Annotated in this window: 22 protein-coding genes and 2 pseudogenes; 7 read left to right on the top strand and 17 right to left on the bottom strand. The window is 55.8% G+C overall.

Going from position 1 to position 26,667, the window contains the following annotated elements:
* Positions 1–95: 95 nt before the first annotated feature.
* Genes HMPREF1206_RS08210 through HMPREF1206_RS08220 form a run of 3 tightly spaced genes read right to left on the bottom strand, consistent with a single transcriptional unit; the run spans position 96 to position 3,364 of the window.
* Entirely contained in the window at positions 96–1,034 is a 939-nt protein-coding gene (locus HMPREF1206_RS08210; RefSeq protein ID WP_016422855.1) for a site-specific tyrosine recombinase XerD, read from the bottom strand.
* A complete protein-coding gene (locus HMPREF1206_RS08215; RefSeq protein ID WP_016422856.1) occupies positions 1,031–1,684 on the bottom strand; it encodes an NUDIX hydrolase in 654 nt (217 codons plus the stop codon). The genes HMPREF1206_RS08210 and HMPREF1206_RS08215 overlap by 4 nt, the downstream gene beginning before the upstream one ends.
* Before the next feature lie 48 nt (positions 1,685–1,732).
* On the bottom strand, positions 1,733–3,364 hold the full coding sequence (locus HMPREF1206_RS08220; RefSeq protein ID WP_016422857.1) for a CTP synthase: 1,632 nt from the start codon (positions 3,362–3,364) through the stop codon (positions 1,733–1,735).
* Positions 3,365–3,507: 143 nt separating this feature from the next.
* Between HMPREF1206_RS08220 and HMPREF1206_RS08225 the strand changes: the two genes are divergently transcribed.
* Both HMPREF1206_RS08225 and HMPREF1206_RS08230 read left to right on the top strand, forming a co-directional pair.
* Positions 3,508–4,026, top strand: coding sequence for a type 1 glutamine amidotransferase domain-containing protein (locus tag HMPREF1206_RS08225; RefSeq protein ID WP_042389346.1), 519 nt, complete (start codon positions 3,508–3,510; stop codon positions 4,024–4,026).
* Positions 4,027–4,069: 43 nt separating this feature from the next.
* The gene (locus HMPREF1206_RS08230) at positions 4,070–4,846 is read left to right on the top strand and encodes an LURP-one-related/scramblase family protein (RefSeq protein ID WP_016422859.1); all 777 of its coding nucleotides are present in this window, start codon (positions 4,070–4,072) and stop codon (positions 4,844–4,846) included.
* Positions 4,847–4,919: 73 nt separating this feature from the next.
* Here the strand turns inward: HMPREF1206_RS08230 and HMPREF1206_RS08235 are convergent, their stop codons facing one another.
* The gene (locus HMPREF1206_RS08235) at positions 4,920–6,041 is read right to left on the bottom strand and encodes a triacylglycerol lipase (RefSeq protein WP_016422860.1); all 1,122 of its coding nucleotides are present in this window, start codon (positions 6,039–6,041) and stop codon (positions 4,920–4,922) included.
* 753 nt (positions 6,042–6,794) lie between these two features.
* Here HMPREF1206_RS08235 and phnE point away from each other — a divergent pair.
* The 5 genes and pseudogenes from phnE to HMPREF1206_RS11335 all read left to right on the top strand — a co-directional run bounded on the left by phnE (position 6,795) and on the right by HMPREF1206_RS11335 (position 9,188).
* Positions 6,795–7,688 carry a phosphonate ABC transporter, permease protein PhnE gene (phnE, locus tag HMPREF1206_RS08240; protein WP_016422862.1) on the top strand — a complete coding sequence of 298 codons (894 nt, stop codon included), beginning with the start codon at positions 6,795–6,797 and terminating at the stop codon, positions 7,686–7,688.
* Between the two features lie 45 nt (positions 7,689–7,733).
* Positions 7,734–7,952 (top strand): hypothetical protein, encoded by a 219-nt coding sequence (locus HMPREF1206_RS11320; protein WP_016422863.1) that lies wholly within the window; start codon positions 7,734–7,736, stop codon positions 7,950–7,952.
* A gap of 39 nt (positions 7,953–7,991) precedes the next feature.
* A pseudogene (locus HMPREF1206_RS11325) lies at positions 7,992–8,402 on the top strand (HAD hydrolase-like protein); the annotation flags it as partial.
* Positions 8,403–8,548: 146 nt separating this feature from the next.
* Positions 8,549–8,842, top strand: a pseudogene (locus tag HMPREF1206_RS11330) (alcohol dehydrogenase catalytic domain-containing protein); the annotation flags it as partial.
* Between the two features lie 28 nt (positions 8,843–8,870).
* Entirely contained in the window at positions 8,871–9,188 is a 318-nt protein-coding gene (locus HMPREF1206_RS11335) for a hypothetical protein (protein WP_231367229.1), read from the top strand.
* Here HMPREF1206_RS11335 and HMPREF1206_RS11400 read toward each other — a convergent pair.
* The 13 genes from HMPREF1206_RS11400 to HMPREF1206_RS08315 all read right to left on the bottom strand — a co-directional run bounded on the left by HMPREF1206_RS11400 (position 9,185) and on the right by HMPREF1206_RS08315 (position 26,631).
* A complete protein-coding gene (locus tag HMPREF1206_RS11400) occupies positions 9,185–9,310 on the bottom strand; it encodes a hypothetical protein (protein ID WP_255348482.1) in 126 nt (41 codons plus the stop codon). The two genes, HMPREF1206_RS11335 and HMPREF1206_RS11400, sit on opposite strands and share 4 nt — an antisense overlap.
* Positions 9,311–9,892: 582 nt before the next feature.
* Positions 9,893–12,364 (bottom strand): DEAD/DEAH box helicase, encoded by a 2,472-nt coding sequence (locus HMPREF1206_RS08260; protein WP_016422867.1) that lies wholly within the window; start codon positions 12,362–12,364, stop codon positions 9,893–9,895.
* Positions 12,361–13,167, bottom strand: a complete 807-nt coding sequence (locus HMPREF1206_RS08265; protein ID WP_016422868.1) for a hypothetical protein — start codon at positions 13,165–13,167, stop codon at positions 12,361–12,363. The genes HMPREF1206_RS08260 and HMPREF1206_RS08265 overlap by 4 nt, the downstream gene beginning before the upstream one ends.
* 24 nt (positions 13,168–13,191) lie before the next feature.
* On the bottom strand, positions 13,192–18,222 hold the full coding sequence (locus HMPREF1206_RS08270) for a DEAD/DEAH box helicase (RefSeq protein ID WP_016422869.1): 5,031 nt from the start codon (positions 18,220–18,222) through the stop codon (positions 13,192–13,194).
* Between the two features lie 206 nt (positions 18,223–18,428).
* Positions 18,429–18,893 (bottom strand): hypothetical protein, encoded by a 465-nt coding sequence (locus tag HMPREF1206_RS11160; RefSeq protein WP_016422870.1) that lies wholly within the window; start codon positions 18,891–18,893, stop codon positions 18,429–18,431.
* Positions 18,886–19,413 (bottom strand): hypothetical protein, encoded by a 528-nt coding sequence (locus HMPREF1206_RS08280; RefSeq protein WP_016422871.1) that lies wholly within the window; start codon positions 19,411–19,413, stop codon positions 18,886–18,888. Before HMPREF1206_RS08280 ends, HMPREF1206_RS11160 begins: the two co-directional genes overlap by 8 nt.
* Positions 19,414–19,474: 61 nt before the next feature.
* Positions 19,475–20,383, bottom strand: a complete 909-nt coding sequence (locus HMPREF1206_RS08285; RefSeq protein ID WP_016422872.1) for a copper transporter — start codon at positions 20,381–20,383, stop codon at positions 19,475–19,477.
* A 91-nt stretch (positions 20,384–20,474) separates the two neighbouring features.
* A complete protein-coding gene (gene steA, locus HMPREF1206_RS08290) occupies positions 20,475–21,659 on the bottom strand; it encodes a putative cytokinetic ring protein SteA (RefSeq protein WP_016422873.1) in 1,185 nt (394 codons plus the stop codon).
* A 25-nt stretch (positions 21,660–21,684) separates the two neighbouring features.
* On the bottom strand, positions 21,685–23,424 hold the full coding sequence (recN, locus tag HMPREF1206_RS08295; RefSeq protein WP_016422874.1) for a DNA repair protein RecN: 1,740 nt from the start codon (positions 23,422–23,424) through the stop codon (positions 21,685–21,687).
* 96 nt (positions 23,425–23,520) lie between these two features.
* Positions 23,521–24,495, bottom strand: coding sequence for an NAD kinase (locus HMPREF1206_RS08300; protein ID WP_016422875.1), 975 nt, complete (start codon positions 24,493–24,495; stop codon positions 23,521–23,523).
* Entirely contained in the window at positions 24,488–25,327 is an 840-nt protein-coding gene (locus HMPREF1206_RS08305; protein WP_016422876.1) for a TlyA family RNA methyltransferase, read from the bottom strand. The genes HMPREF1206_RS08300 and HMPREF1206_RS08305 overlap by 8 nt, the downstream gene beginning before the upstream one ends.
* 5 nt (positions 25,328–25,332) lie before the next feature.
* Positions 25,333–25,584, bottom strand: a complete 252-nt coding sequence (locus HMPREF1206_RS08310; RefSeq protein ID WP_042388740.1) for a hypothetical protein — start codon at positions 25,582–25,584, stop codon at positions 25,333–25,335.
* A 6-nt stretch (positions 25,585–25,590) separates the two neighbouring features.
* Positions 25,591–26,631: an HAD-IIA family hydrolase gene (locus tag HMPREF1206_RS08315; RefSeq protein WP_016422878.1), complete on the bottom strand. Its 1,041-nt coding sequence runs from the start codon at positions 26,629–26,631 to the stop codon at positions 25,591–25,593.
* Between the last annotated feature and the right edge of the window lie 36 nt (positions 26,632–26,667).

The following is a 26,667-nucleotide window of genomic DNA, read 5'->3' on the forward strand; positions in this document are numbered from 1 at the left end:
GAAGATTTCTCATCAATTCTACTGCGCCACGTAATACTGCGTAATACCGCCATATATTACCGCCGCGTAGTAGCGCTACATACTACCGCCGCATATTACCGCGAGTATTCAGCCCGTGGGTGAGCCCCCGCCCAGACTCGGCGCATATTCTCTGCGGTAATCATGGTGTAAATCTGGGTCGTCGTCACGGAGGCGTGCCCGAGCAGCTCTTGGACCACGCGCACATCGGCACCACCTTCAATGAGGTGTGTGCCGAAACTGTGTCGCAGGGTGTGCGGGGAAATTTTCACCTTCAGCCCGGCGCGCTCACCCAGCTCCGCCAGCGTATTTCCGGCCGACTGCCGCGACAGCCTGCGTCCCAGCGAGTTGATAAACAACGCTGGTCCGGAGTTCGCCCGCACCCAGCTCGGCCGCCCGCGTGTGAGCCACGCATCCAGTGCCGCCATGGCCGGGGACCCCACGGGCACGATGCGCTCCTTGCCGCCCTTGCCGCGCAGCAGTACGAGGTTGGTTTCGCGATCCACGTCATCGATATCCAGGCCGGTGACCTCGGATACTCGCGCACCGGTCGAGTACAGAAACTCCACCAGCGCACGGTTGCGCAAATCCGTCACGTCAGCGGTGTCGTCATCGGGGATGGACTCGATCAGCCGGGTGACCTCATCAATGCTGAGCGCCTTCGGATACCGCGAGGGCTGCTTCGGCGGCGCCACCCGCTTGGCAACATCCACCTCCAACGCGCCCTCACCCACCGCGAACTTGTGGAAGCTCCGCACAGCCGACAGCGACCGCGTCACCGAGGTCGGGGCCATCGCTGGTCTGCCCGCCGACTTATCTCCCCGCGCCAGATACGCCAGGAATTCTGTCACATCCTGCTCGGTGACCTGCGCCAATTCCGTGCGCCCGATCTCCCGCAGGTAGGTGCGGTACTTCTCCAAGTCGCGCTTATAACTGGCGAGCGTATTCGCCGACAGGCCCTTTTCCACCGCGAGGTAAGTCACGAAGGCGTCGACAAGCGAATCGATCGAACTCATCGGATACGTTTCAGGTCCGCGCCGGCGCCGAGCTGCTCTGTTCGACGCTGAGCCAGAGTCGTCGGTCGAATATCGAACGGCTCCGCGACCGAGCGTGGCGTGGCACCCCTCAGCAGCACCTCCGCCGCCAGCAGAATGCCGGACAGCGCGATGCCATTGAGGATCTCTCCGCGCAGCGCCATCGCCACCGTGTCCTCCACGCCAATCCACGACGCAGTCATGTCCGCTTCCTCATCGTGGGCTTCCGGCTTATCGACGGCACGGAGCCCCCTGGCCAGATAGATCCGAACCGCTTCCTCCGCGAAGCCGGGCGAGCTGAACATATCGGTAAGCAGGGACCAGGACTCGGCCTCCAGTCCGGCTTCCTCGACCAGCTCGCGTTTGGCGGCCTCCAGGGGGTCCTCGTCCGCGACATCGAGAAGCCCGGCCGGCAACTCCACCAGGCGCTTGCCTGCCGCCTGCCGCCACTGATTCAGCAGGTAGAGGCGGTTATCCTCATCTGCGGCAACGACTGCGACAGCGCCGAAGTGCTCTACGATCTCGCGGGCGGACACTTTCCCACCCGGCATCCGCACCTGATCGCGGCGGACCGCGATGATAGGTGCCTCGAGAACAATCTCGGAATCAACAACGTCAAATTGGTGCGCCATGAGATTTACTCTAATAGGTAGGCCGGATTCGTCCCCACGGAGCCGAAGCTAGTTGCGCTTGAGGGCTGCGGCGATGAGGCCGTCGAAAAGCGGATGGGCGTTGGTGGGGCGTGACTTCAGCTCCGGGTGCGCCTGGGTGGCCACGAGGTATGGGTGCACGTCCGTGGGGTATTCGACGAATTCGACGAGTTTGCCGTCCGGCGAGGTACCCGAGATGACCAGGCCTGCCTCTTCGAGCTGCGCGCGGTAGGCGTTGTTGACCTCGTAGCGGTGGCGGTGGCGCTCGGTGACATCGGTGGTGCCGTAGAGGCCGGCGACAACGGAGTCTTCGGCAAGCTTCGCCGGGTAGGAGCCCAGGCGCATGGATCCGCCCAGGTCAGCCTCTCCAGAGACGGCCTGGAGCTGTTCCTCCATCGTGGCGATGACCGGCTCGGCCGCGTTCTCGTCGAACTCGGTCGAGGACGCACCTTCAACGCCTGCGGTGCGCGCCGCCTCGATGACAACGCACTGCATACCCAGGCAGATTCCCAGCAGTGGCGTGCCGGTTTCCTTGGCGTAGCGGATGGTCGCGATCTTGCCTTCGATGCCACGACCGCCGAAGCCGCCGGGGATGACGATCGCGTCCACGCTGGCCATGTTTTGCTTCAGCCCCTCGGGGGTTTCGCAGTCATCGGAGGCAACCCAGCGGATGTTCGCCTTCACGCGGTGGGCGAAACCGGCGGCACGCACGGCTTCCGCGACGGATAGGTAGGCATCCGGCAGATCGATGTACTTACCGACGAGCGCCACCGTGACCTCGCCCTTCGGGTTGTGGACACGCTCGAGCAGGTCGCCCCACACGACCCAATCCATGTCGCGGAACGGCAGGTTCAGGCGGCGAATGATGAAGGTGTCCAGGTGCTCGTCGTAGAGGACCTTCGGGATGTCGTAGATACTCGGCGCATCCGGGCAGGACACCACGCCCTCGCGGTCGATGTCGCACATCAGCGCAATCTTGTTTTTGAGGGAGTCGGGGATGTCGCGGTCGCATCGCAAAACGACGGCATCGGGAACCAGACCAATCGAGCGAAGCTCAGCCACCGAGTGCTGGGTGGGCTTGGTCTTCAGTTCCTTGGAAGGGCCGAGGTACGGAACCAGCGACACGTGCAGGTAGAAGACGTTTTCGCGGCCGACGTCGTGACGCACTTGACGCGCGGCTTCCAGGAAGGGCTGCGATTCGATATCGCCGACGGTGCCGCCGATTTCGGTGATGACCACGTCGGGCTTTTCGCCGTTCGCGTCCGCGTTCCCCATGGCGACGATGCGGGATTTGATCTCGTCGGTGATGTGCGGGATGACCTGGACGGTCTGGCCGAGGAATTCGCCGCGGCGCTCCTTAGCGATGACCGAGGAATAGACCTTGCCGGTGGTGACGTTGCCGCCGGCGGAGAGATTGCGGTCGAGGAAGCGCTCGTAGTGACCGAGGTCCAGGTCGGTTTCGGCGCCGTCTTCGGTGACGAAGACCTCGCCGTGCTGAAAGGGGTTCATGGTGCCCGGATCCACGTTGAGGTAGGGATCGAGCTTCTGCATAGTCACTTTGAGACCACGCGAGGTAAGCAGGCGGCCGAGCGACGCCGCGGTTAAGCCTTTTCCGAGGGAGGAGGCTACGCCTCCTGTAACGATGATGTATTTCGTAACCACGGGACTTCAGAATATCGCTTGCGCGGGGGCGAACGCAAGCGACTTTTCACAATGGCGGAGATTACTTACGCAACTAGGTAAGACTCTCGAAAATCATGGTCGCCTGGATGCATAAACGCGATCACGTCGTTACCCTCGGGGCTATGACTGATTTAACGAATAAGACCATTGCAGTTTTGGCCACCAACGGATTTGAGGACTCCGAGCTGACGAGCCCGGCTGAGGCCGTGAAGGATGCCGGTGCGACCGTGCACGTTATCTCTACCGAAGACGGCTCCATTGAGGGCAAGAATGGTACGAAGGTGGACGTCGATAAGCTGACCAGCAGCGTTTCTGCTGATGATTACGATGCCCTGATCCTGCCGGGCGGCACCGTAAATGCAGACCAGATTCGCATCGATAAGGATGCCGTAGCCCTGGTAAAGGCATTCGCCGCAGCCGACAAGCCAATCGGCGTGATTTGCCACGGCGGTTGGATTCTCACCGACGCGGATGCACTGAAGGGCCGCACTATTACCTCCTACATCAGCGTCAAGACCGACCTTATTAACGCTGGTGCCAACTGGGTCGATGAGGAAGTTGTCGTTGACGGCAACCTGATTTCCTCCCGCACCCCAGCTGACCTCGAGGCTTTCAACAAGGCGATCGTAGAGAACTTCTAACCCACTCGACTGCCCCAAGACTCATCAAAGGAAGGCTGTTGCCATGACTTCATATTGGGATAATCCAAAGTCACTGTGGGATCAGATTCCACAAAATGATGCGGAAGAGGCTTCCGAGCAGCAGCCTTCCGCGGCTGAGCAGCCTCCCGCGCAGCAGCCCTCCACGCCCGAGCAACCTCCCACACCTGAACAGCTTCCGCCACAGCAAGGGCGTTACCGGGGATTGCTCTCGCACAACAGCATCGTTATCCAGCAGATTCGAAATTTCATGGCGGATGATTTCGACATCCTGGATAGCGAGGGCAATTGCATCGGCAAGATTGAAACTACTGGCGGCACGTTGAGCCGCATGTTTATGGGCTCTCGTCGTCTGACAGTGTCCGAACCAGACGGCACTCCGGTATTCGTTATTACCGATCCGACCGATTTCGCCCTTGACAGCTACGAGGTCTATTACCCCGACCCGCAGGCAACAAGCCCTGAGGGCAAGCAGCAGGTCGGAGCAGACTCATCGCGCCTATTGGCAACTATTCAGCAGAAATTTGCGTTCTTTAAGCGGCGGCTGGAAATTTCCATCCCCGGTTTTGCTCATTGCGAGGTCAACGGCGACGTTTGGCATTACGACGCAACCTTCAAGATCAATGACATCGAAGTTGCACAGATATCCCGCAAGTGGTCGGGTTTCGCAAATATGCTAACCGGCAATGAGCGCTATCTACTGCAGCTCAAGTATGATTTACCACCACAATTGCGCGCTGCCATTATTGGTGCCGCCATTGCACTGGATTTGATGGCGAAAAAGGCGCGTTCCGACAGCTAGTGACTGCTGCCGACAACGCGCCCTACCTCTTGTCCGGTTCTACCGCCGGTTACTGTCGCGGTCGCGACTATCGCTACCGCGATTCCGCAGCCTGAGCAATACGTCCGTCGATTTCCGTGATGCCATCAGAAACGGCATTGACGTGTTCTGGACGAACACCGGCATTGTCATTGATGCCGCCTTCCACAAAGCCAGTTACCGGCACACACGGAACTTCTACGTTGCGCCCCAGCGCATTGGCGACCTGCGCAATTGCCCGTGGCGAGAAGGTCAATCCCATATGCCCCGACAGGTCCGCAGAGCAGCCATCCTGCAGGAGGATGTTGTTAGAAGTCGGCGCCTGCCACTGACTTGCAGCCATTGGGGTGACGGCTTCATCAACCTGGGTAGAGATTGCAACATAGTTGACACCCGGCTGCTCCAAGCCGCCCTCATTCATCTTGGCCATGAACTCGCTATGCTGCAGCAGATCCACCAGGCTCGGGCTGACAATGTACCCCGCAGCCTTATTGCCAGCATTATCGAACTGGTCGAGCTGCTCCAAACCATAGGAGATACCGAGCAAACTCGTGCCGTGCAGGACGCCCGCCAGGGATACTACCGTGCCTATACCCCGGCCCTGCTCCTGCTTGGCGTAAGCGGCAGCCAAGGTGCCACCAGCAGAGTGTCCAACAATATCGACGGCAGTTGCACCAGTTTCTGCCTTGAGAGTGTCAATCTTCGCAGTCAGCTCAGCCAAAGCCGTATCCAGCGGGGTCATGTTGCGCATGGTTGGAATAGAGGCCAGCACCGAAAACTCGTCAGTGCCCAGCTTGCCGACGTTAAATGCGTACAGACACTTCCCCATTGCCTTTAGCTCCGGTGCCATGCGGGCATAGGTCTGATACGAGTTCGAGTTCATCCCGTGGATCATGACCACCGGGTTCTCTCCAGGAGCAGGAACACACTGCACATTCGTGCCCTCGGGACTGATGTTTTCCGTCATCCCCTGATTGACCATGACGGTGGGGAAATCATTCGCCTTTGGCCCCCACTCGCCCATTTCGGTCCAGGATAGAACCTGATTATTACCAGGTTCTGCACCCGAAGCCGGTGCGGCAGCCGCGATAGGAGCGGCCGCCAGAACGACACCAGCTGCGGCTACCAGTGCTGTGGCCGACCGTGCCAGCTTCGAGATTCCTCGATGAGTGCCCATGATTACTCCTTGCATAGAGCAGTGAATAGTAAAACGCTTCCAATAAGAACTACGACATGGGCAAGAGCAAAAACAGGCTATGAATCGCAATCGTACTCTGAAAGGCGCCCAATCAAAGCCCCTAAATAGGGTTAATAAAATGTGAACTAAATATAACTATAATACTATTCACCTCCAACTCCGCAGGCTTTTAAAGTGATATCGCTCATAGGCCAAAACAGGCCACACTTTCGTTGCAATGCCACAGGATCACTGCCGATACCTAAATCGCCGGTGAGATTAAACACCTGTTCCATCATTACTTCGGGCAGCGAGCGATGCGGGCGCTCGATACCACCAGCCCAGAAAGCAGCACAGAATCGACGACACAATCCACTACCAAGACTCCCAACCCGTCGACACCCCCGACCCGGACAACGGAAAGCCTCGGGGCCACTGGTTACACTGATGCCCCCACTGGTAAGCCGACAGCTATAAACAAAACAATTTCGCATTGTGCGAAATCCTCGCAGGGCCTCTACGAACAAGGCACCACCTGGTTTACCGACGGTACCTCCGGCTGGACACAGTATTGCGCCAACAATTTCTATGACGGCCCTTCCACGAACACTGCCCCGGAGCCTCAGAACAACGAGCCATCCCCGTGGGTTCAAGGCCAAATCGACTGGGCTGATTGCCTGAACTCTGGCTATTCCGAGGAAGAGTGTCGCGCGATGTTGAATTAGGCAGCCCCGCCACCTTCCACGAGATATTATGCGCAAGTCCGACTCTTCCCTGCTGGCCGACACCTGGGTCGACCGCATGTGGGGCACGAAGGTCAAGGACAAGCGCAAGGCAGCCAAGCAGGGCGCCACCGACGACAAGCCGTCGATCAACCCGCCGTGGATCGCTGCTCGTGTCTCCCGCGTGCTGACCACCATCGCACTCGTGGTCATCACCATCGCTGCATTTGCCGAGACAGAAATCTCCGCCTCGAATTTCTTCACCGGCCTGGCCAACCTGCCAGAGACCATAGCGCTGTTCCTGCCGCCGTCCTCCGGCGGTATTGCCGACGAGATCTTCCAGCTGCTTCTCGATACCCTGCAGATTGCCTTCGCCGCCACCTTCCTCGGCGCCATCCTCGCCATCCCGATTGGCATCATGGCCGCCTCCAACGTGGTCGCCAACAAGTGGGTACACGGCTTCTTCCGCGTACTCATCGTGATTATCCGCGGCATCCCGGAGCTGATTCTGGCCATCATTTTCGTGGTCATCTCTGGCCTGGGCCCGGTCGCCGGTACGCTCGCGCTGGCTCTCGGCGCCGTTGGCCTGCTGTCCAAGCTGGTCGCCGACTCACTGGAAGAAACCGACACTGACGTGCAGGAAGCCCTGCGCACCACTGGCGCAACCGAGTCGCAGATTTTCTTCGCCGCCACCGTGCGCCAGGCAATCCCGTCTTTCATTGCCCACTGCCTCTACCTGTTGGACACAAACATCCGCTCGGCCACACTGCTGGGTGTCGTCGGCGCAGGTGGCATTGGCTTCCAGCTGCTCAATGCCTCTCGAGTCAACCAATTCGACGTCGTCACCTACATCCCCATCCTCATGGTCGCTGTCGTCCTCGTCGTCGAGGCGCTGTCCATGTGGCTCCGTGCCGCCGTCCGCTAATCCCCTCCCACTCCCCGTCCCCTTCTACTGAAAAGGAAAATCTCCATGACTTACCAGCTCGCTATCTTCGACATGGCTGGCACCACTATCAACGACCGTGACAAAGTCTACCGTGTCCTCCGCGAAGCCACCGAACGCGAAGGTGCCCGCTACTCCGACGAGACTTTCCAGCACTACATGGGTACCGAGAAGTTCTGGGCAATCCGCAATCTGCTCCGTGAAGGCGGTATCGAGCCGACCCCAGAAGTCCACAACCACGCGTAGAAGTTCTTCCGCGCCGAGCTTGCTCGCACCTACAAGGAAAACCCGCCGACCCCGCTGCCGGGCGTCGAAGAAATGCTGAAGGCACTGCACGACAAGGACATCAAGGAGGGCTTGACGACGGGCTTTGCGCGCGAAATCGTCGACATCATTATCTCCTCCATGGGCTGGGACAACGGAATCATCGACACCGTCGTCGCAGGTGACGAAGTCGAGCACGGCCGCCCTCAGCCCGACCAGATCCTGGCTGTTATGGAGAAGCTCGGCATCACCGACAAGTCGGCTGTCATCAACTCGGATGACACCGAGGCCGACGTCCGTTCCGCCCAGGCAGCTGGCGTCACCAGCGTCGGTGTGCTCACCGGCCACCTGACTCGCGAACAGTTCGAGTCCCTCGGTGCCGACCATGTTCTGGATTCCTCCGCGAACCTGCTGGACATTGTTGGAAAGTAAGCCCCGGACTGTAGATCCGACCAAGTAGGTACCAAGTAGGTTACACAACGCTGATGACGACTCCGACTCCCTCAACACCTTCCGCTCCTACTACGCCAACGGAAAAGGCCCAGGCGCTTGTCTGGCACGGCGGTAGCGACTTTCGCATGCAGGAAGTGCCTATTCCTGCTTTGCAAGAAGGCGAAACCCTGGTAAAAATCACCACCGCCACCATCTGTGGCTCCGACCGTCACACCGTGCTCGGCCGCCGCAGCGCACCGTGCCCCAGCGTTCTCGGCCACGAGGGAGTCGGTGTCATTCGCGCCACCCGCAACCCAGATTTGCTGTTTGGCCAGCGTATGGTGTTCTCTGTCACCGCGCCATGCATGGAATGCGACCGGTGTGAACGCGGCATGACTGCCAAATGTCGAAACCTGAAAAAGACTGGTCACGAGGCCTTTGATAGCGACTGGCCGCTTTCTGGAACCTATGCTTCCCACATTGTGCTGCGCAACCATCAACCAGTGCTACCAGTCCCCGACTCGCTTCCCGATGTCGCCGCATCCCATCGCCGCCTGTGCCGGTGCCACTGTGATGGCTTGTATAGAGCAGGCCGGGACTCTTGCCGGTAAGCGGGTTCTGGTGATGGGCATCGGCATGCTCGGTCTCATCGCTGTTGAGGCAGCTGTTCGTGGTGGCTCAACTGAGGTTGTGGCCGTTGACCGCAATCTGACGCGCCTTGAATCGCCACGAGAGTTGGGGCGGTTGCGCCAGACTCGTCAGCTGCTGGTGCCGAATCGGAATTAGGGTCTTTCGATATCACCCTGGAGTTCTCCGGCAGCGAGTTCGGTGTCACCACCTGCATCGATAGCCTCGATATCGGTGGCCGGGCTGTGCTGGTCGGGAGTGTTGCCACATCCCCTACTCACGCCATTGATCCGGAGTGGTTCGTTCGTGGATGGCGCATAATCACGGGTGTTCATAACTACGAGCCACGGCACCTGGAGCAGGCAGTAGAGTTCCTAGCTGATTCCCGGATTGATTGGACCACCGTTGTGTCGGCGCCAATTGCGCTGGAGGACGTGCCTGCGGAGGTAGAGGGTGCGTCGGCGACGAGCAGGCCGATAAGAGCAACAATAACAAGCAATTAAGTATATACATAATTATCCAGCAAAACATGGATAAATAAAATAAAATAAAGATAAATAGAATGGCAAATGCATTATTGGAGCAACATAGACATTAGAAAATAATCTGAATATCAACGAAACAAGGGCACTGAAGAATGACACCAAAACATCAGCCAGGTGGAGAACAACGCAAAGCGGTTAAACAGCGTCATTAAAAAACCAGCCCAGGACCAACAAGCCGGAAATCAATATAGAGATATCCATCCAATGGGGCTTACTCAGAAATGAAATTCAAATAACAATCAGCAACCGCCCCCCCAAAAATCAAAAGAGGAAGAATTTGCAAGACTACGAGAGCATTCCCAAATGTCACATTAGCCCCTACTCCAAATGAACGCTCACTAGAGACTTTAATTCAGTCAACAAAATGTCATTAACATCGCGAATATCAGCCTCATTTAATATTTCCATATCAATGGAAAACTCATTCTCCGCTACATCAATCGAAATAAAACGCCGAAATCGCCGGTCAAGCAATATATTAACAAGATCCGGCGAAACACCATTACGCATCAAAACAATTGATTCGGGATCCGCAGTTCCAAAGCGAACTTGAAGCATAAAATCCGATTCCACTAGACCAACATCATACAAAATCTCCACAAATTTACACACTTTGTAAGAGATGAATTCCCGTTCTTCCTTCAGTCGAACAACCGCAAGTCCTACAAGATCACTTGTAGTCTTTTCCGCAGGAATAATATAACTTGCGACAGAATCGCCAGACCTTGTAGTATCACCCCAGCGCGAAGAAACATAAACCAACCCTTCTTGCTTACGCCAATAAGCAACAGTTTCTGATACTAATGTTTTCAATGGAAGGCCACTGACCTTCCATTCCAGATGCATCGCATGATATTGCAATGCGCGTGGGTTATCTGACAGATTAGAAAGGAAATGTTCGCGCTTATCAAAGGTACAAATAGAAAAGAAAACGCTATTTAAAATTTTGAAACATGTGGAAGCATCGCCGATTTTTACACCATCATCGCGAAGTTGGTCCACTACCGACTGCATCTGATGTTCATACGAAAAAATATCAAATTCGCTAACACCACGCTTAAAACACATCAGACCAATTTCGGTAGTGGCCAAACGCACGCCATGACTATGACTTCCGGACGCGCCACTCTCAATATTTTCGACGACTTCCACTGCATCATCCCTAGAATCCGCATAGTCTTCCAAAAGCGGATTCGAAACTCGTTCTGCTGAGGAAAGGGCGATATTTGTACGGTCTTGAACAAAGTTCCGTAGCGATAATCGAGCAAGACTATATTCAGACTTAATTACAAAAATCTCCGGTGAAAGCAAGTCGGGGCGAGGCGTATTTCCATCAAAAATTGTATTAAAACGAGATACTCTACCGGCCAAATTTTTGAAATCTGATCTTGATAGGTTTTGCCTACCACGGCGAGGGTCCAAAACAATAAGAACGTCAGGCGATAAATTTACACCTTCCAACAAGGTAGACGTACTAACTATCACCAACGGGTTTGGTTCATCTGAATGTTGAAATACGCTCTCAATATATTGCCGCACACCGTCTGGAAGCTTTCCATGATGGTAAAACACACCATGCCTAACACATCGGACAAGACTAAACTCTGGATGTATAAAATCCGCTAATGCTTTCGCAATCTTTTCGAGCCGACTATCCTCCCCTGCATAGCTACGTTTTGATGTAAGCCTTCGAGCAAAGGTCTCCACATCACGAGGACGGTTTAAATACACCAATGTGCGTAGTTTAGAGTGCTTTAAAACGATATCTTCGATAGAACCTTCTATTGGACGCTCAGTGTCTAAGTGCATATTTAAATACTGGTCATAGATTTTTAAGGAACCACCGGGTTCGCCATAGTAATACCGCTCAGTCTTTAGAGACTCGCGAGTAAGCGCTGAGGTTAGCCCTATATCAACATTATTTATGTGCCTTAACTGTTCCGGATTTTCAAGAAACGGAGTAAAATAAGAAACTTTCGCCTGCCGATTTCTTGATTTTGCTATAAGAATAGTGCTCGAAAGTAAAATACTTCGATATTGATTACTAAAGACTCCATGAGCTTCGTCTATAAGTATTTCCTGGAAACTTAGGCGCGGATTATCTACCAGGAGCCTCAACAAGCGCTCTTGTGTTAAGACTGCAATAAATCTCCTATTAATAGTATAAGCGTCTGGATGGGCTATGACTTTACAATTAATACCCATCTCTTGCGCATGCTTCAAAACTTTGTTAAATGTTTGGGCAATCAATGCTTTTGTCGGAACTACAATGCAAACATTCCCATATTGCGCCGCCTTCGCTGCGCGCAGAATTAGCATCTCCGATTTCCCATAGGACGTCGGTGCTACAACTATGATACTTTCCGACTTACCTACACGCCGCCTCAGTTTGACCTGACCTGCGGATAGCACAATCCCGTCACGCCGAAACATGGAGCGATACGCATCGTCTATGATTTCGACTATGTTCTTGTCATCAAATCTCTCACCGAGAAATTCCTGCGAATCCAATATTTCGACTATTGGCATGTACTCTTTGGCACGCGCTACTTCATAAAGAGGCCGGTAATCTTTATAGGATATCGAATACAAAAGTATAATTCTATATCCAAGTTCTTGAACCGCGTCATCACCTGCGTTCATGAACACCAAACCTATTTCTAGAAGTTTTTCGAACTCTTCCTCAGAAATTTGTTCACCCAGTATCAAATTCTTGTAGAGCTTTTCAAAAATTGAACCCCTTAGATTTCTCTTATTTTTAATCTGCCCAAGACTAATCCGCTTAATCATTTTTGTTTTTTGGCCTTTGCTCTCAGAAGTTCAATAATCGATTCAACTTCATCTTGCTGGATTGCGATTATTTTACGTTTGGCAAAAAACGTTTGCTGCTCATTAGTTAGTTGTATTTCGGCAATAGGATTCATGCTAATTTTATCTCGTAGATGATCATGCATAACCACGCCGACTACGATTGCGTTTTTCTGCTTTATTTCCGTTTCCTTTAGCGCTTCATTCTTATCGTTCCCCAAGAGCTGTAGAACGCTCGTTCTCTCCGCTCCTTTTAAGGTCACGTATGCATCAAGTTTCGCCGCATCCCATCTTTTTGCTGCAACATTCGTCTTAAACATTGCATACAATCCTTGTGCGGCCTCTTTAATCCTTTCCTCAATCTTTTGATTTATGCAATCAATTCCATTTAATTCACCACTTTTTATTTCACCATACCACAATTCCTTTTCGTCTGAACTAAAAAACGTCAAATCAAATCCCTTTTTTACATTTGATTCTTCTTTATTAAAGTAGATGCTAGTAATAGCCAGGTTAAGAGACAAGTTTGGATAGAGTATATAAAACACCAGCTCTCCAGCTAGCCCAACTTTTACGTTATGCGGTTTCGCGTCATAAGTTCGAAAAAATTCATGAAGAACATTTTCTAAAGTTGTCGATTCCGGGTCATCTTCCACAAACGTTGAACCATAACAGTAGTCGGCTAGTTTAGTTTCTATTTCTTTCTCTAAATCTTCCGTTAGTTTATTTAATACAATTCTAAAATAATTTCCGTTACTTTCAATTTCGATTGCTTCTTCGTGCAATTCTTTACCTCTTTCATTAGTCCTTTATTTACGTGACATATCTTTGTCCACTTTTATTTCGTCCACTACTCGTAACGTATCCATTGCAACGCGCACCACGCGCCCGATGAGCTCCACTATGTAGCGTGGATTGCCCACCTCCTCGGCCCAGTCGTTCGGGTCATTGACAATCCCAGAAGCCCTGTCCTTCTTCACCTGGTATCGGTCAATCAACCACGCCACGGCGGAGCGCGAACCCAGCATGTACTCATCCGCCGCACGCGGAATACCGGCGATGGTGACCTTCTTGTTATAGATCAGCTTGGTGACGTCGTTGACGTTTTTGCCGGTCTCCGGGTCTTTACGCTTGGCCCATTTCATCTTCAACACGCGCCAGGTCTCACGGTCGTTTTCATCGCCTTTGACCTGAATGTCCAGCGGCCACGGCTCCATGGACTCGTAATTTACATGTAGATCCATGAGTTGAGCCCCTGCAGCGGCGAACTTATCGAACTCCGCCCGCGAGCTCGGTGTCTCAATGTGCGGCAACATCTTCTTTAGGTCCGCCGCGTACTGGTTACGGTAATCGGGGTCGTGCAGCTTGCCATAGACAAAGTGGAAGATGTCATCACCCGTGATGTCAACACCAAGCGCATCACGGTAGATTTGCTTAATCTCCTCGGTGATATTGTCCACGCGCACGTAGCCATCCTCCACTTCACCGACCTGACCATAGACGCTGACTTCGCCTTGCTTGATGACGTTCCCCTCCCCAAACAATCCACTATCCTTCACCTCGACGGGTGCCCAGGTGAAGCGGGGAAAGAGTTGGCCCGGAACGCCCCAAAAATTGAGGTCGATAATCTGATCAGAGACGATAGTCGCAAATTTCGCACGATCCGCTGCAGCTGTTCCAATGATCCCGATGTTTTGATGCGCTGGGGTCGGAAACATCGACGGCAGCTGATAGGTCATGTCGTTTAGCTTTTGCTCGAAGTAGACATTCTGGGAAGTAAACGGACGGTAAAGCGACCTGTAAACGTGGCCTGGTTCAACGGCAATATCAGTCCCCTTCGCTGAATAGTTCTTCAATGTGCGGTTCCAGGCAATCCTTTTAGTATCAGCAAATTGCGGATGCTGCTGCAGGAATTTCGTTACGTCCCCTTCCTTCGGCTTCGTAATTCCTTGGGTTGCAATCCATTCCTGAAACGCCACTGTCGCCTCTGCATAGCAGTCGGTCAGTGTAGTCAACTGCGAGACGAGTTGATCCTGAGTTTGTGCGTATGCCCAAGCATCGCGAGAGGTAGAAAGACCACGCGAGTAAACTGCGAAGAATTTGGTGCCGTTCCCCTTCTTGTCTCCGATGATGGGCCAAGTCTCAAACTCCTGAGAGCGCTGGGTAAGCCAGTCACCCGCCTTGTTCGGGATAATCTCCTGCCACTCGAGCGACTCTAGCGAAGAGGAATCAATGAGTGACAGCTTTTCCTCTCGGCTAGCGCCATCAGGGGTCTGCACGTATTGGAGTTTGAAATCGGTCTTGGTGGGATCTTTCACACCGATGGCTATTGCAATTGTTGTCTGAGAGCCTCCACCAAAGATTTGTCCACCTTCATCCCGCCAATTGGAGTTACGCATGTTTCCACGAAGGTTGAACACATACAGGTCAGTGAAGTCTTCAGCCATAGACAGACGCACACCGTCGCCGGTGTTGCCGTCAATCCAGCCGCCATTTGAAACAAAGGCCACCACGCCTTGGTCACCAATGCGGTCCGTCGCCCAGCGGAAGGCACGCAGGTAGGAGTCATACAGCGAATTCTTATTCGTCGCAGTGGATTTCGCAGCGTAAGTCTCAGCGATGCGCTTGTCCAGGCTCGGATACTTTAGGTTTGCATTCAAGTCGTTAGCGGACTTCTGGCCTGCCGAATAAGGCGGGTTACCAATCACCACATTGATGGGTGCATTCTTCTGGCGCTCGATGGTGGCGTTGTTCTCCTGGAAAATATGCAGGTCCGGGATGTCTCCTTCCTCATGTATCTGGAAGGTATCAGCCAGCGCAATGTTGGCGAAGGGAACATACTCCGGTGCTGGTTCACCATTGCGCAGTGCCGCTTCTTCACGCAGGGCGTTGTAGGTAGTCTCAATGTTGACAGCAGAGACGTAGTAAGCCAGCAGCATAATTTCGGTAGCGAAAAGCTCGTTGGCGTACTTGCGGGCAAGGTCCTCTGGCTTAATGAGACCGGACTGTAGGAGGCGAACCGTGAAGGTGGAAGTGCCAGCGAAGGGATCTAGGATACAGACGCCCTCGTCGCTAAGCCCCTTGCCGAAGTGCTTCTTGGACACGTCATCCGCAGCACGCAGGATGAAGTCGACGATTTCGACTGGGGTATAGACGATGCCCAATGATTCAGCCTGCTTCTTAAAGGCCTTTTGGAAGAAGCGCTCGTAAAGCTCCTTAATCACCTGCTGCTTACCCGAAGCGGAGCTCACCTCAGAGGCTCGAACACGGACGGACTCGTAAAACTTCTCAAGGGATTCGGTCTCGGTATCGAGATTGGCTTCGGAAAGGGCCTTGACCATCTTCTCCATAACTTGGGCCACGGGGTTATGGGTGATGAAGTCGTGGTTCTCGAAAAGCGCGTTGAAAACCGGAGCTGTAATGAGATGCTGCGAAAGCATCGAAATGGCGTCTTCTTCGCTGATGCCGTCGTTGAGGTTATTGCGGAGTCCCTCGACAAAGCTATCGAATTCTGTGCGGAGGGTGGCATCGGCACCGTCGACAAGCGCTTTGATGCGCGTAATTTGGTTTTCCGCGATGGTAGCGACGTCGTCCGCCCAATCCTCCCAATATGTGCGGGTGCCGACTTTGTCGACGAGCTTGGTGTAAATGGCCTCCTGCCACTCTTCCAGAGAAAACAGTACGAGCTGTTGAGTTAGCTCATCATTATCGGCCAGCGGCTGCGGATTCTTCACCGAGTCGGCTTCGGCCTCGCTAATGGCATCGGTGGCAGAAGCGCTCTCGGAATCGGTGTCGGAGCCCGTTTTCTGGGAATCCTTTTTGCCGATGTGGTCGACTTCGATTGGCAACTCTTCAGCAGGATTCGTTTCGTTCAACGCGATGGAATTGACCTTGGCATTGAAGCGGTCATCATGCGCCCGTAACGCATTCAGGATCTGCCAGACAACCTTGAAACGTACGTTGTCATTGAGTGCCTGCGCCGGCGAAACGTCCGGAGCAACTGCAACCGGAAGAATAATGTAGCCGTAATCCTTTCCTTCAGACTTGCGCATGACGCGACCGACAGACTGCACCACGTCGACCATGGAATTACGCGGGTTGAAGAAGATCACAGCGTCCAACGCCGGGACATCGACGCCTTCGGACAGACACCGGGCATTTGTGAGCACGCGGGTGTGCTGGTCAACCGCTGGTGACTCCAACCAAGAAAGCTTCGTACCTCGCTCTAGGGCGTTCATGCCGCCGTCGACATGCTGCGCAGAAATGGAAACATCCACGTTATGCAAAGAGACATCATTGAGAACTGCCTTTTCTTCGAGCAGTTCTCGGTGGGTGTTGACCAGTTGCGGATAAGAATCAGCGATTGCCTGCGATGTCTTGATGTCACGAGCGAATGCCACAGCACGCGGCATCGGTTCCGCGTCTTCTTCGAAGCCACCCTTTTTACCCTGCAGAGAACCGGAGCGTTTTGCCAGACCGTTCCATGCACCAATCATTGCCGAGGCCAAAGTGAGATTGATCTGGCTGTTCTGGCTGCGGTTGATGGCATCAGCAGCTACGGACTCGTCAACCGTCATGACGAGAACCTTGTAGTCCGTGAGCAGGCCCTTTTCTACGGCTTCGCCGAACCCGAGGCGATAGAACTCTGGGCCGTAAATAGCCTCATCATCCATGGAAGCGAGTTCGGCTGAGTGGTCCTGTGCCTTGCCCTTGACGGAATCGTCATACAGACGCGGCGTGGCCGTCATGTAAAGGCGCTTCGTGGCCTTGATGTAGTCGGCTTCGTGGATGCGGACGAAATTACTTGCATCTTCACCAGCGAGAGTGATGCCGGTGGTGCGATGTGCCTCATCGCAAATGACTAGGTCGAAGTCGTCGAGACCTTGCTGCTGGGCTTCATGAACAGCCGGCAACGACTGGTAGGTGGAGAAAACGATGTGGAGCCCCTTGGCCCGCTTGCCGCATTCAAATCGCTTGGCAATTTCGGCACCGTTTGTTGATACTGGGACTTCTAGGTCATAGGTCGCAATATCCTCGGCTTTACGGGAGACCTTCGAGTCCGAGCACACAGCGAAGGTGCGCATGTCGAGGCGCCCTTGTGCTGTCCATTCCTTAAGCGTTTGCGAAAGCAGGGAAATTGATGGCACCAGAAAGAGGATGCGAGCCTTGCCACCGTTTTCCTCAGCTACGCGTTCAGCGAGGCGTAGAGCGGTGAAGGTTTTACCAGTGCCGCAGGCCATGATGAGCTTGCCACGGTCGTGGGTCACAAAACCAGCCATGGCGCTATCAATAGCTTCCTGCTGGTGCGGGCGGGGCTCGAAGGTTTCGCGCTGCGATAGATTGATCTGGATTTCGGAGCCAGGGAAAGCGACATCCCAGTTAATCGGAGATTCAGCAATTGCTGCCGTGCCAATTCGGCTGGTTGGAATCAGCTGATTAGCCAGAGCTTCTTCTGCGTGCGAAGACCAGTGGTCAGTTGTCGAGATAATAATGCGGCTGCCGAAATGCTCCGGGCCAGATTCAGTAGTAAAGGAGCGTCCCGACGCTTCAAAGAATGAATCGAGATCGGCCTTGGCCAAGCGAGTCGTTGGCATATAGAACTTGCACTGGATAGCTACCCAAGTGCCGTCGTCAATGCGACGAGCGACCAAGTCAATGCCGGTATCCGGCGCTCCCCCGTTGTACTTCCAGTCCGACCAGCGATAGACCTCATCGAACTGAGCTTTCAGAGTTGGGTCGGTGCGGAAATAGTTGACCATGAGCTTCTCGAAAGCGATGCCATACTTCGCCTTCGGCTGATTCTCACGGAGCTGCTCAAGGACCTCTGAAAACTTGGACATAAAAACATTATGCCCGAGGAAAGCTCAAATGATTTCAAGGCGCTCCGAAACAAGGAAAAACTAATCCGAGAATTCTGCTCGCACTCCTTGACACCTTCATAAATAAATATATCTATCAAGCTACCCAAAGCTAGCGCTCCAGCTACCGGATTACTAAAACGCTAAACTACCCAATTTCACAGTTTTTCTATCAAGACACAGAGGAACTATAGTCCAAGGCTGGAGTCGGTAATTACAAATCCTTGATCAGCAATATCCTTACTCACAATTAAAAATATGTCACCTTCACGGATTGTTGATTCCCCTTCATCAAGAAATTCATCATCTGAGTCCTCAACTTGCATCGACTCTCTTTCATTCTCCCATCGCGGCTGCTCAAACACTTTCTTCATATTACTAGAGACATTGTAGCCACCTCGATTGACTCGCCTAAGGCGGTAGGTAGATGCAACTGCAAGAAAATCAGTTAACTGAGTAATGCGCAACGAAGCTTTAAAACCATTTACTACACCGCGAGTTTGCGTACTACTTAAGTCAATAATAGATTCTCGGGCCGCTCCTAGTACAGCAACATAGTCGCCAGCATTGATGCCATCCAAAGCCCCTTTATCAAGAACGACATCGTAGTTTCCAAGAACTTTAGCAATTTTACCGACAATATAATCACTCATTAGCAATTTCCTTCTCTAGAGCTTTTAGTTGTTCTATTGTGCGCGTATGAGTTTCCATATATTCTTCGACTACATTTGAACTAACTTCTGACCATGATTCAATTTGCACTTGCGTCCACTCTAAATACTGATTGACCTGGCTGTTTATATTTATAATTGCAGCCTGAACATCCGTCGTCGGGTTGGTTTTCTCAAAATGCGCTATAATTCGGTCTACATCATCATTTAACGCCTTCAGCGATTGACTCATCCGCCATAAATCCCCCACAGACTTCTTCGCAATAACGCTATTATCTTTGCACTGTTCTTTTGGGGCGAACATAATACTCAAAACAACTGGCCCAAATATCATAATTAATAATGCAATGATTTTCCTTAAGCCGGCAGGAGAATAAACATAATCATAGATTACCGCTACGGTCAAAATGATTCCAACTATAGCTGCAATAACGTTTTTCCAGTTGAACTGAGAAGCTAAATTAGCGCCTTTATTTGCTGCTCGCCTAATTCTACTTTCCACGTTTACTCTTACAATTCAATTCCATAGATAAGAGCTTTGAAAATACTCAAATCAAATCGAACTATGCCCTCAGCTCCCCAACAACCCCAACCTGGCCCGCAGCGTCAGACACCGCGTCCACACGCTTCACAGCAGGGTCGGCGCCCCAACGCTCGTCAGGCAGAGCACTGACACCTTCGCGGCCGAAGCCGTCAGTCCCCACCACAACGTGACCAGCCACGTCCTCACCAGCGCCAAAACCTTCAGCCAGGGCCACCGCCAGATCCGCAACCAGGCCAGCACCAAACTCCGGGTCCTCGCCCTTATCAATCGCAGCACGCGAGACAGTGCCGTGATTACCAACAATCACAATGCCAGCAGCCGGGCGCAGGGTCCCCTCGTCATACTCAACAAAGCCGCCGCCCTTCAGGGCCTCCAGCAGCAGCTTTCGGTCAGCAGCGGTAGCCCGCTCTCCCCCATCCTTATCCAGCTCTAGCACTGGAGCCAGCGCCTGACCAGCCTGACGGCCCGGCTCACGACGCTCCGGATCCAGCTGCACATCAGCCGGCAGCGACGTAGAAACCGTGTCCTTCAGCTCGTCCGCACCAGCGGCGGAGAGGAACTTATCGGTCAACTTCAACACGCCGGCATCCGGGGCACCAGCAGCGCGCAGGGTCTCGGAAACCCCTGCCAGCTGCTCATCGGTAGCATCGGGAGTCACGATAACCAGAACAGGTACGTCCTTCAGAGAGTCCTTGACAATCTCCCCGACGATGGGCTCGATGATGCGGTTAGCTTCATCGGCACGCGCTTGCTGCGCATCGGCACGCGCGACGGCGGCATCGCGCTCAGAGGCGGCACCAGTGCCGAAATCAATGCCGGCACCAGCGGGGTTCAGCACATAAGCACCCAACGCAGCACCTGCCGCAACACCGAGGGCAGCACCTGTCACACCGGCTGTAAACTTCCCGCTCCTGCGTTTCTTCGCCATCGCCCGTCCCTCATTCCTTTCGCCGACGCCTCAATCAGCTCTGACAGCCGAAAACTTTTAGGCGCTCATAGTGCTCTAAATACCGCTATAACTACTTAAACAGCCCCTGGAACCACAGTGCAATGGAGTTCCAGGTATCAATCAGATTCTCGCTGACAGAGCCATCTCCGGAGGTGCCAGCGATAGCGAAGATCACCGCAACGGCCACGAAAATAGCCAGGATTGCCCAGGCCACACCGAAACCACGGCTATTGACTTGGTAGAGGTCGGCGACCATGCGACCGTCGACAAGCTTCTCCCCGACCTTCAAACGCGACAGCAGCGCCGACGGCACGCCACTTTGATCCTCGTCGTGGTAGATGCTGTCGATATTCTGCGGGGCGCCGACGGAGACGACCATGTCGGCGTCGTGATGCGCGGCGAACACCAGCGCCAGGTCAGTGGCGGAATCGGACAGCGCCGGGAAGGTCATGGCACCAATGCCGAGGTCCTGAATGCGCTCAAGACCCACCGCGTGACCGTCCGGGTCGGCAGGCAGGATCACGCAACCGGCAGACCGCAGCGCCTCGGAGTTGATGTTCTCCGGATCACCGATGATGTAGTCCGGCTCGTACTTCAGGTCGAAGAGCGTGTCGGCACCGGTGTCGACGCCGATGAGCAGCGGCTCGTACTCGCGGATGAAGTTCTTTAAGTCTTCCAGCGTCTTGCGGTGTCCCTCACCAGGGCTGACTACAACCACCTTGCGGCCACGCAGCGGCTCCGTCTCGTCCGGAATGCCCAGGCCATCGATGTAGAGCGGGGACTCAGTCTTGGCGAACTCCACCAAGTTGCCGGAAAGCGCCTCCAGGCGGTCGACCATGCTGGTGCGGCCCTCGTCGAAGGCGCGCTCGAGCTCGTCCTGGTCGACCTCGTCGCCCTGACCAATCAGGCGGTCACCGTGGTAGAGCTTGCCGTCGTGAAGCCTTGCGTTCTTGCCGTCCTTGAGCTTCTCAAAGACCTCGTCGCCGACGTTCTGCACCATTTCAATGTCGGCGTCACGCATCATCTGCGGGCCGTAATTCGGCACAAAACCCGTGGTAAACGCGCCGGTGTTCACCACTGCGGCGACCTTGGCATCAATCAACTGCTGTGCCAGTGGACGCGAGATATCCGGCGCATCGATCACCACGATGTCGCCTTCGGCCATGCGCTTGAGCGCACGCTCCAGGCGGGAACCGTCCCGCACGGTCCCCGAAATGCCAGGAAGATCTTTTTCGTTCCGAGAGAACAGACTCATGGCACTTAGTGAAACATAAGTGCAGCTACTTGGCCGCGAAGGCGCGCCGAGCTTGATCCAGAAGATCTTGCGCGTGCGCGCGTCCGGAGTCCGAATCGTCCAAGCCCGCCATCATCCGCGCGAGCTCGTCAATCCGCTCCTCATCGCCCAGGCTCGTCACCTTCGACGACACCGCACCAGAGCGCGCATCCTTGCTGACCACCAAGTGGGTATCCGCAAACGCCGCCACCTGAGGCAAGTGCGTGACGACGATCACCTGGTTATTAACCGCCAACTGCTTCAGCCGCTTACCAATTTCCACAGCCGCGCGCCCACCAACACCGGCATCGACCTCATCGAAAACCATCGTGTGTCCGGCCTGTCCTTCGGCGAGGACAACTTCCAATGCCAGCATGATGCGGGAAAGCTCACCGCCGGATGCGGATGAGGCCAGCGGGCGCGGCTCGGCACCTTCGTGGGCCCGGAGCTTGAATTCAATGTTGTCCACGCCGGCGGGACCAAAGGTGTCGGCCTTGACGATCTCCACCACCAGCGAAGTGTGCGGCATGGCCAGGCCCTTGAGTTCCTTGGTCACGGCCTGTTCCAGGTGCTTCGCGGCCTTTGCGCGAGCCTTGGAGAGCTTCCGTGCGGTGGTGCCGAGCTTCTTCTCCGCGGTTTTGATCTCCGCGGTGAGCTTGTCCAGCGCTTCGCCGGAGACATCCAGCGTGGCGAGCTTGCGCTCCGCCTTGTCCCGCCAGGCCAGGATTCCTGCGATGTCCGGGGCGTACTTGCGGGTGAGATTCTTGATCTCCACCTGACGCTGCATGAGCTTGTCCAGGGACTCGGTTTCCTCCGGCAGGCCAGAGAGAAAAGCGCCGAGACCAACGGAAATTTCGGAGAGCTGGCTGGTCAGCTCATTGAGCTGGTTGGAAAACTCGGTGAGTTCCTCATCGTTGGCGCCGGCGAGCTCGTTTGCGGCGGCGCCGAGGAGTTCAGCGGCACCGGAGTCTTCGGTGGCGGCATCCATGCCGGTCACGCCCACGGCGGCCGCACCGTCGATGGCGGCAAGCGCCATGGCTGCTGCATCGCGCAGGCCATCCAAGTCCTGCATGCGGCGAATCTGCGAGGCCAGGTCTTGATCCTCGTCCGGCTCGGGTGAGACTGCGTCGATTTCCTCGATGGCGAAGCTGAGTTGGTCAGCACGCATGGCCAGCTCGCGGCGCTTAGAGATCTTCTCTTCCAGTTCCTTGACCAGGGAGCGCCAGTGTGCGCGCTGCTGGCGATAAGTTTCCAGGGTCGGCGCGATGGTGTCGGCATCCATGCGGTCAATGGCCGCACGCTGCTCATCAGCGCTTTGCAGGCGCAACTGATCATTCTGGCCATGAATGGCAATCAGGCGCGTGGAGACATCCGCCAATGCCGCAGCCGAGGCACTGCGGCCACCAACCCACGCCCGGGAGCGTCCCTTCGCGGAGACCTGTCGAGCAAGCAGGTACTCGTCATTCTCATCGCGCTCGCCGCCGAGCTCAGAAACCACAGCATCGATGGTGGCTGACTCTTCCTCCGAGAGGTGCTCAGTGGAAACGCGACCTTCCACCAGGGCCTTGTCTGCGCCGGTGCGCACGCGGCCGGCGTCGGCACGCGCGCCACAGAGCAACTTGAGGCTGGTGACCACCATGGTCTTACCCGCACCGGTTTCGCCTGTGAGTACGGTCAGGCCTGGGCTGAATTCAAGCGTCGCGTCGGGGATAACGCCGAGGTCGCGGATGGAAATCTCAGTCAACATGGCGCCTGCAATCAGTCCTTCCCTTGAAGTTGGGGGCCGCGGGCACGGTCCCGGTTGTGGAGTCTCGTGACGGCTCTTGTCTGCCGTGTTTAGGGGCTATTGGGCCTCGGCAGGGCCGCGCCACCCGGACGTCGGCAAGCGGAACTTGTGCACCAGACGATCGGCGAACGGTTGATCGTCCAGACGCACCCAGCGCACCGGCTGCGCGCCGCGCTCGATTTCGATGCGGCTGCCCGGCGGCATGGTGATGTTGCGGAAGCCGTCGAGCACCGCGATCGCCTCGGCGGTGTCGTGGTTGGTCTCAATAGCGATGGTCGAATGCGGAGAGATTACCAGCGGGCGGGAGAACAGCGCGTGGGCGTTGTTAGGCACGACCAGCATGGCATCGAGCTCCGGCCAGAGTACGGGCCCACCTGCAGAAAAGGCGTAGGCGGTGGAGCCGGTTGGCGTGGAAATCAGCACGCCATCGCAGCCATAGGAACTCACCGGGCGACCATCGACTTCCAAGATGACATCCAGCACGCCACGGCGGTTGACGTTTTCGATGCTGACTTCGTTCAGCGCCCAACCGGAGCCAATCACGCGGCCGGTGGTGTCACGGACGGTGACGCGGATGGTCATGCGGTCCTCGATACGCCAGGAGCGCTTGATGACGCGACTAATCGCCTCCGTCATGGACTCCTGCTCCCACTCGGCGAGGAAGCCCACGTGCCCCATGTTGATGCCGAGCACCGGCAGGTCAGCCGAGTGCGCGATATCTGCGGCGCGCAGGAAGGTGCCGTCACCGCCGAGGACGAGGACGAGTTCGCATCCCGACGCCGCCTGCGGGGAATGCCAGTAACGCGGGTACTTACCGAGCGTTGGGTGCGCGGCCAGCGCCTCCGGGTTCTTACCGGCCAGCACGCGGATATCGATACCCGCGGCCTCAAGCAGCTCGGCAGCCTCGGCGGCCATTTCCAGGTTGGCGCTGCGGCCGGTGTGCGGGACCAGCAGGATCTCGCGCTTGCCGGCGCTGGTCTTGGGCTTGCTATCCCGTGAGTGAGTCTTCGCGCTAGTCGGTGAGCTAGTCATTGTGCGGCCCCTCCTCAACGGCCTTAGCGATGGCCGCAGCCATAGCCTCATCACCAATATCGCTGGCGCCGCCGTCTTTCACCAGCCACAGGAAGAACTCTACGTTGCCGCTCGGACCCGGAAGCGGGCTGGCCACAGCCGCGCGGAAGGACAACCCCAGCGTGCGGGCGTACTCGGCGACTTCCTGGACAACTTCCTGACGCAGCGCATCGCTGCGCACGACACCACCGGAGCCAAGACGTTCCTTACCCACCTCGAACTGCGGCTTGACCATCGGCAGCAGGTCAGCGCCCTCGTCCAAGCAGGAGACAATCGCTGGCAGGACCAGCTTCAAAGAAATAAACGACAGATCGCCGACCATGACATCGGCCGTGCCACCGAGAATCTCCGGGGTCAGCGTGCGGACATTAGTCCGGTCGAGCACAACCACCCGCGGATCATCCTGCAGGCGCCAAATCAGCTGACCGTAGCCGACATCGACGGCGTAGACGGTGTCGACATCGCGGCGCAGACACACATCGGTAAAACCTCCCGTGGAGGCACCGGCATCCAGCACCTTTCGGCCCTTCAAGTCCAGGCCCTGCGGCTCGAAAGCTGCCAGTGCCCCGAGCAGCTTGTGCGCGCCGCGCGACGCCCAGTTCTCGTCTTCTTCCAGGCCACTGACGCGAATGGACACGTCCCCTGTCACCGCAGTCGCGGGCTTGGAGGCGACAAAACCACCGACCTCCACTCGACCAGCCTTAATCATGTCCACTGCTGCCTCACGGGAGCGAGCAATCTTCCTCCGCACCAGCTCAGCATCGAGCCTGCGCTTAGGAGCTTTCTTTGCCACCGCGTTCACTTTCCTTCCCTGCGTGACGAGCCCAGGGCCTCATACAAAATCTCATGCGCCCGCTCGAACTGTGCGACTCTCTCCTGCGGAGTCGGCGCAGGTGCGGATAGTGCAGCCGCAACCTGCTCCCGGACGGCCTCCGGAGTTACCTCGCGCGCACCGGGCATTGCCGCCGGGCTAGGTACAGGGCCGGGTTTCGGCCCCGGCACGGGACCAGACTCCTGCCCCTGCCCTGGCTTCGGTGCGACCTCACTCATCGGCTATCACATCCGCCAGGCAGCCAGCGCCGCCTCAGCAGCCGGGCCCTCTGCGCGGACCTGCGCGACCTCGACTGCGCCAGCACGACCAGCCTCAGAGTTCCACACCACATCCACGACCGTCAGCAGAGCCGCCACCGCGGCCTCCGCTGGGTTCGCCAACCGAGGATCCTCCGTGTCACCGCCAGAAAGAACGATGACACCGGCCTCCGCGTCGTCGTAACGCGCGGTGAAACCAGCCTGCGGAGCCGGGCGTGCCTGATCCAGCTCACGGTTCAGCGCGGTCATGTCAGCACCGATGAGCGTCGGACGGTGCTCGGGCGGCGCTGCGACGACATCCATATGCGTGGAAACGCCCGTGACCACCATAAACGTGTCCATCTTCGCAGCATTTCCACCCGCGATGTCGGTATCCAGACGATCCCCAATCGCCAGCGGACTCTTCGCGCCCATACGCTCCGCAGCCTTAATGAACATCGGCGGCTTCGGCTTACCCGCCGACAGCGGCGCAACACCCGTGGTCGTCGAAATCGCCGCAGCGACCGAACCATTGCCGACCAAAAAACCGCGCTCCGACGGCAGCGTCGTATCCAAATTCGACACCAGGAAGCGCGCACCTCGCGACACCGCCAGCGCCGCCTCCGACATCTGCTTCCACGTCATCTCACGGTTGAGCCCCTGGAACACCGCCGCAGGGTTGTCATCAGCGGAATCCACCAGCGTGTACCCCGCCTCACGAGCCAGCTGCTTAAACGACTCCGCACCCAACACAAAAACGTTCGAGCCCGGCTCAATGACCTCCGCCGCCATCTCAATGGCCGCCTGCGCCGACGTCATCACATCGTCCGCGTGAACGTCATAGCCCAGCCCGTTGAGCTGATCCGCCACCGTCTGCGGCGCGCGCGAGGCGTTGTTCGTAATGAACACCATCGGCAGTGCTGCCTCAGCCAGCCCCTCCAGCGCGTTCGGAATCGCCGCGCCACCTTCGTAAATCGTGCCATCCAGATCCAACAGAGCGGCATCATAGGAAGAAGCGACAGAAGCCATGAGGTGCATTTCTCCTTTTACGAAATAGGAACGCTT

The organism is Corynebacterium sp. HFH0082 (assembly GCF_000411235.1).
In the GTDB taxonomy this organism is placed as follows: Bacteria; Actinomycetota; Actinomycetes; order Mycobacteriales; family Mycobacteriaceae; genus Corynebacterium; species Corynebacterium jeikeium_D.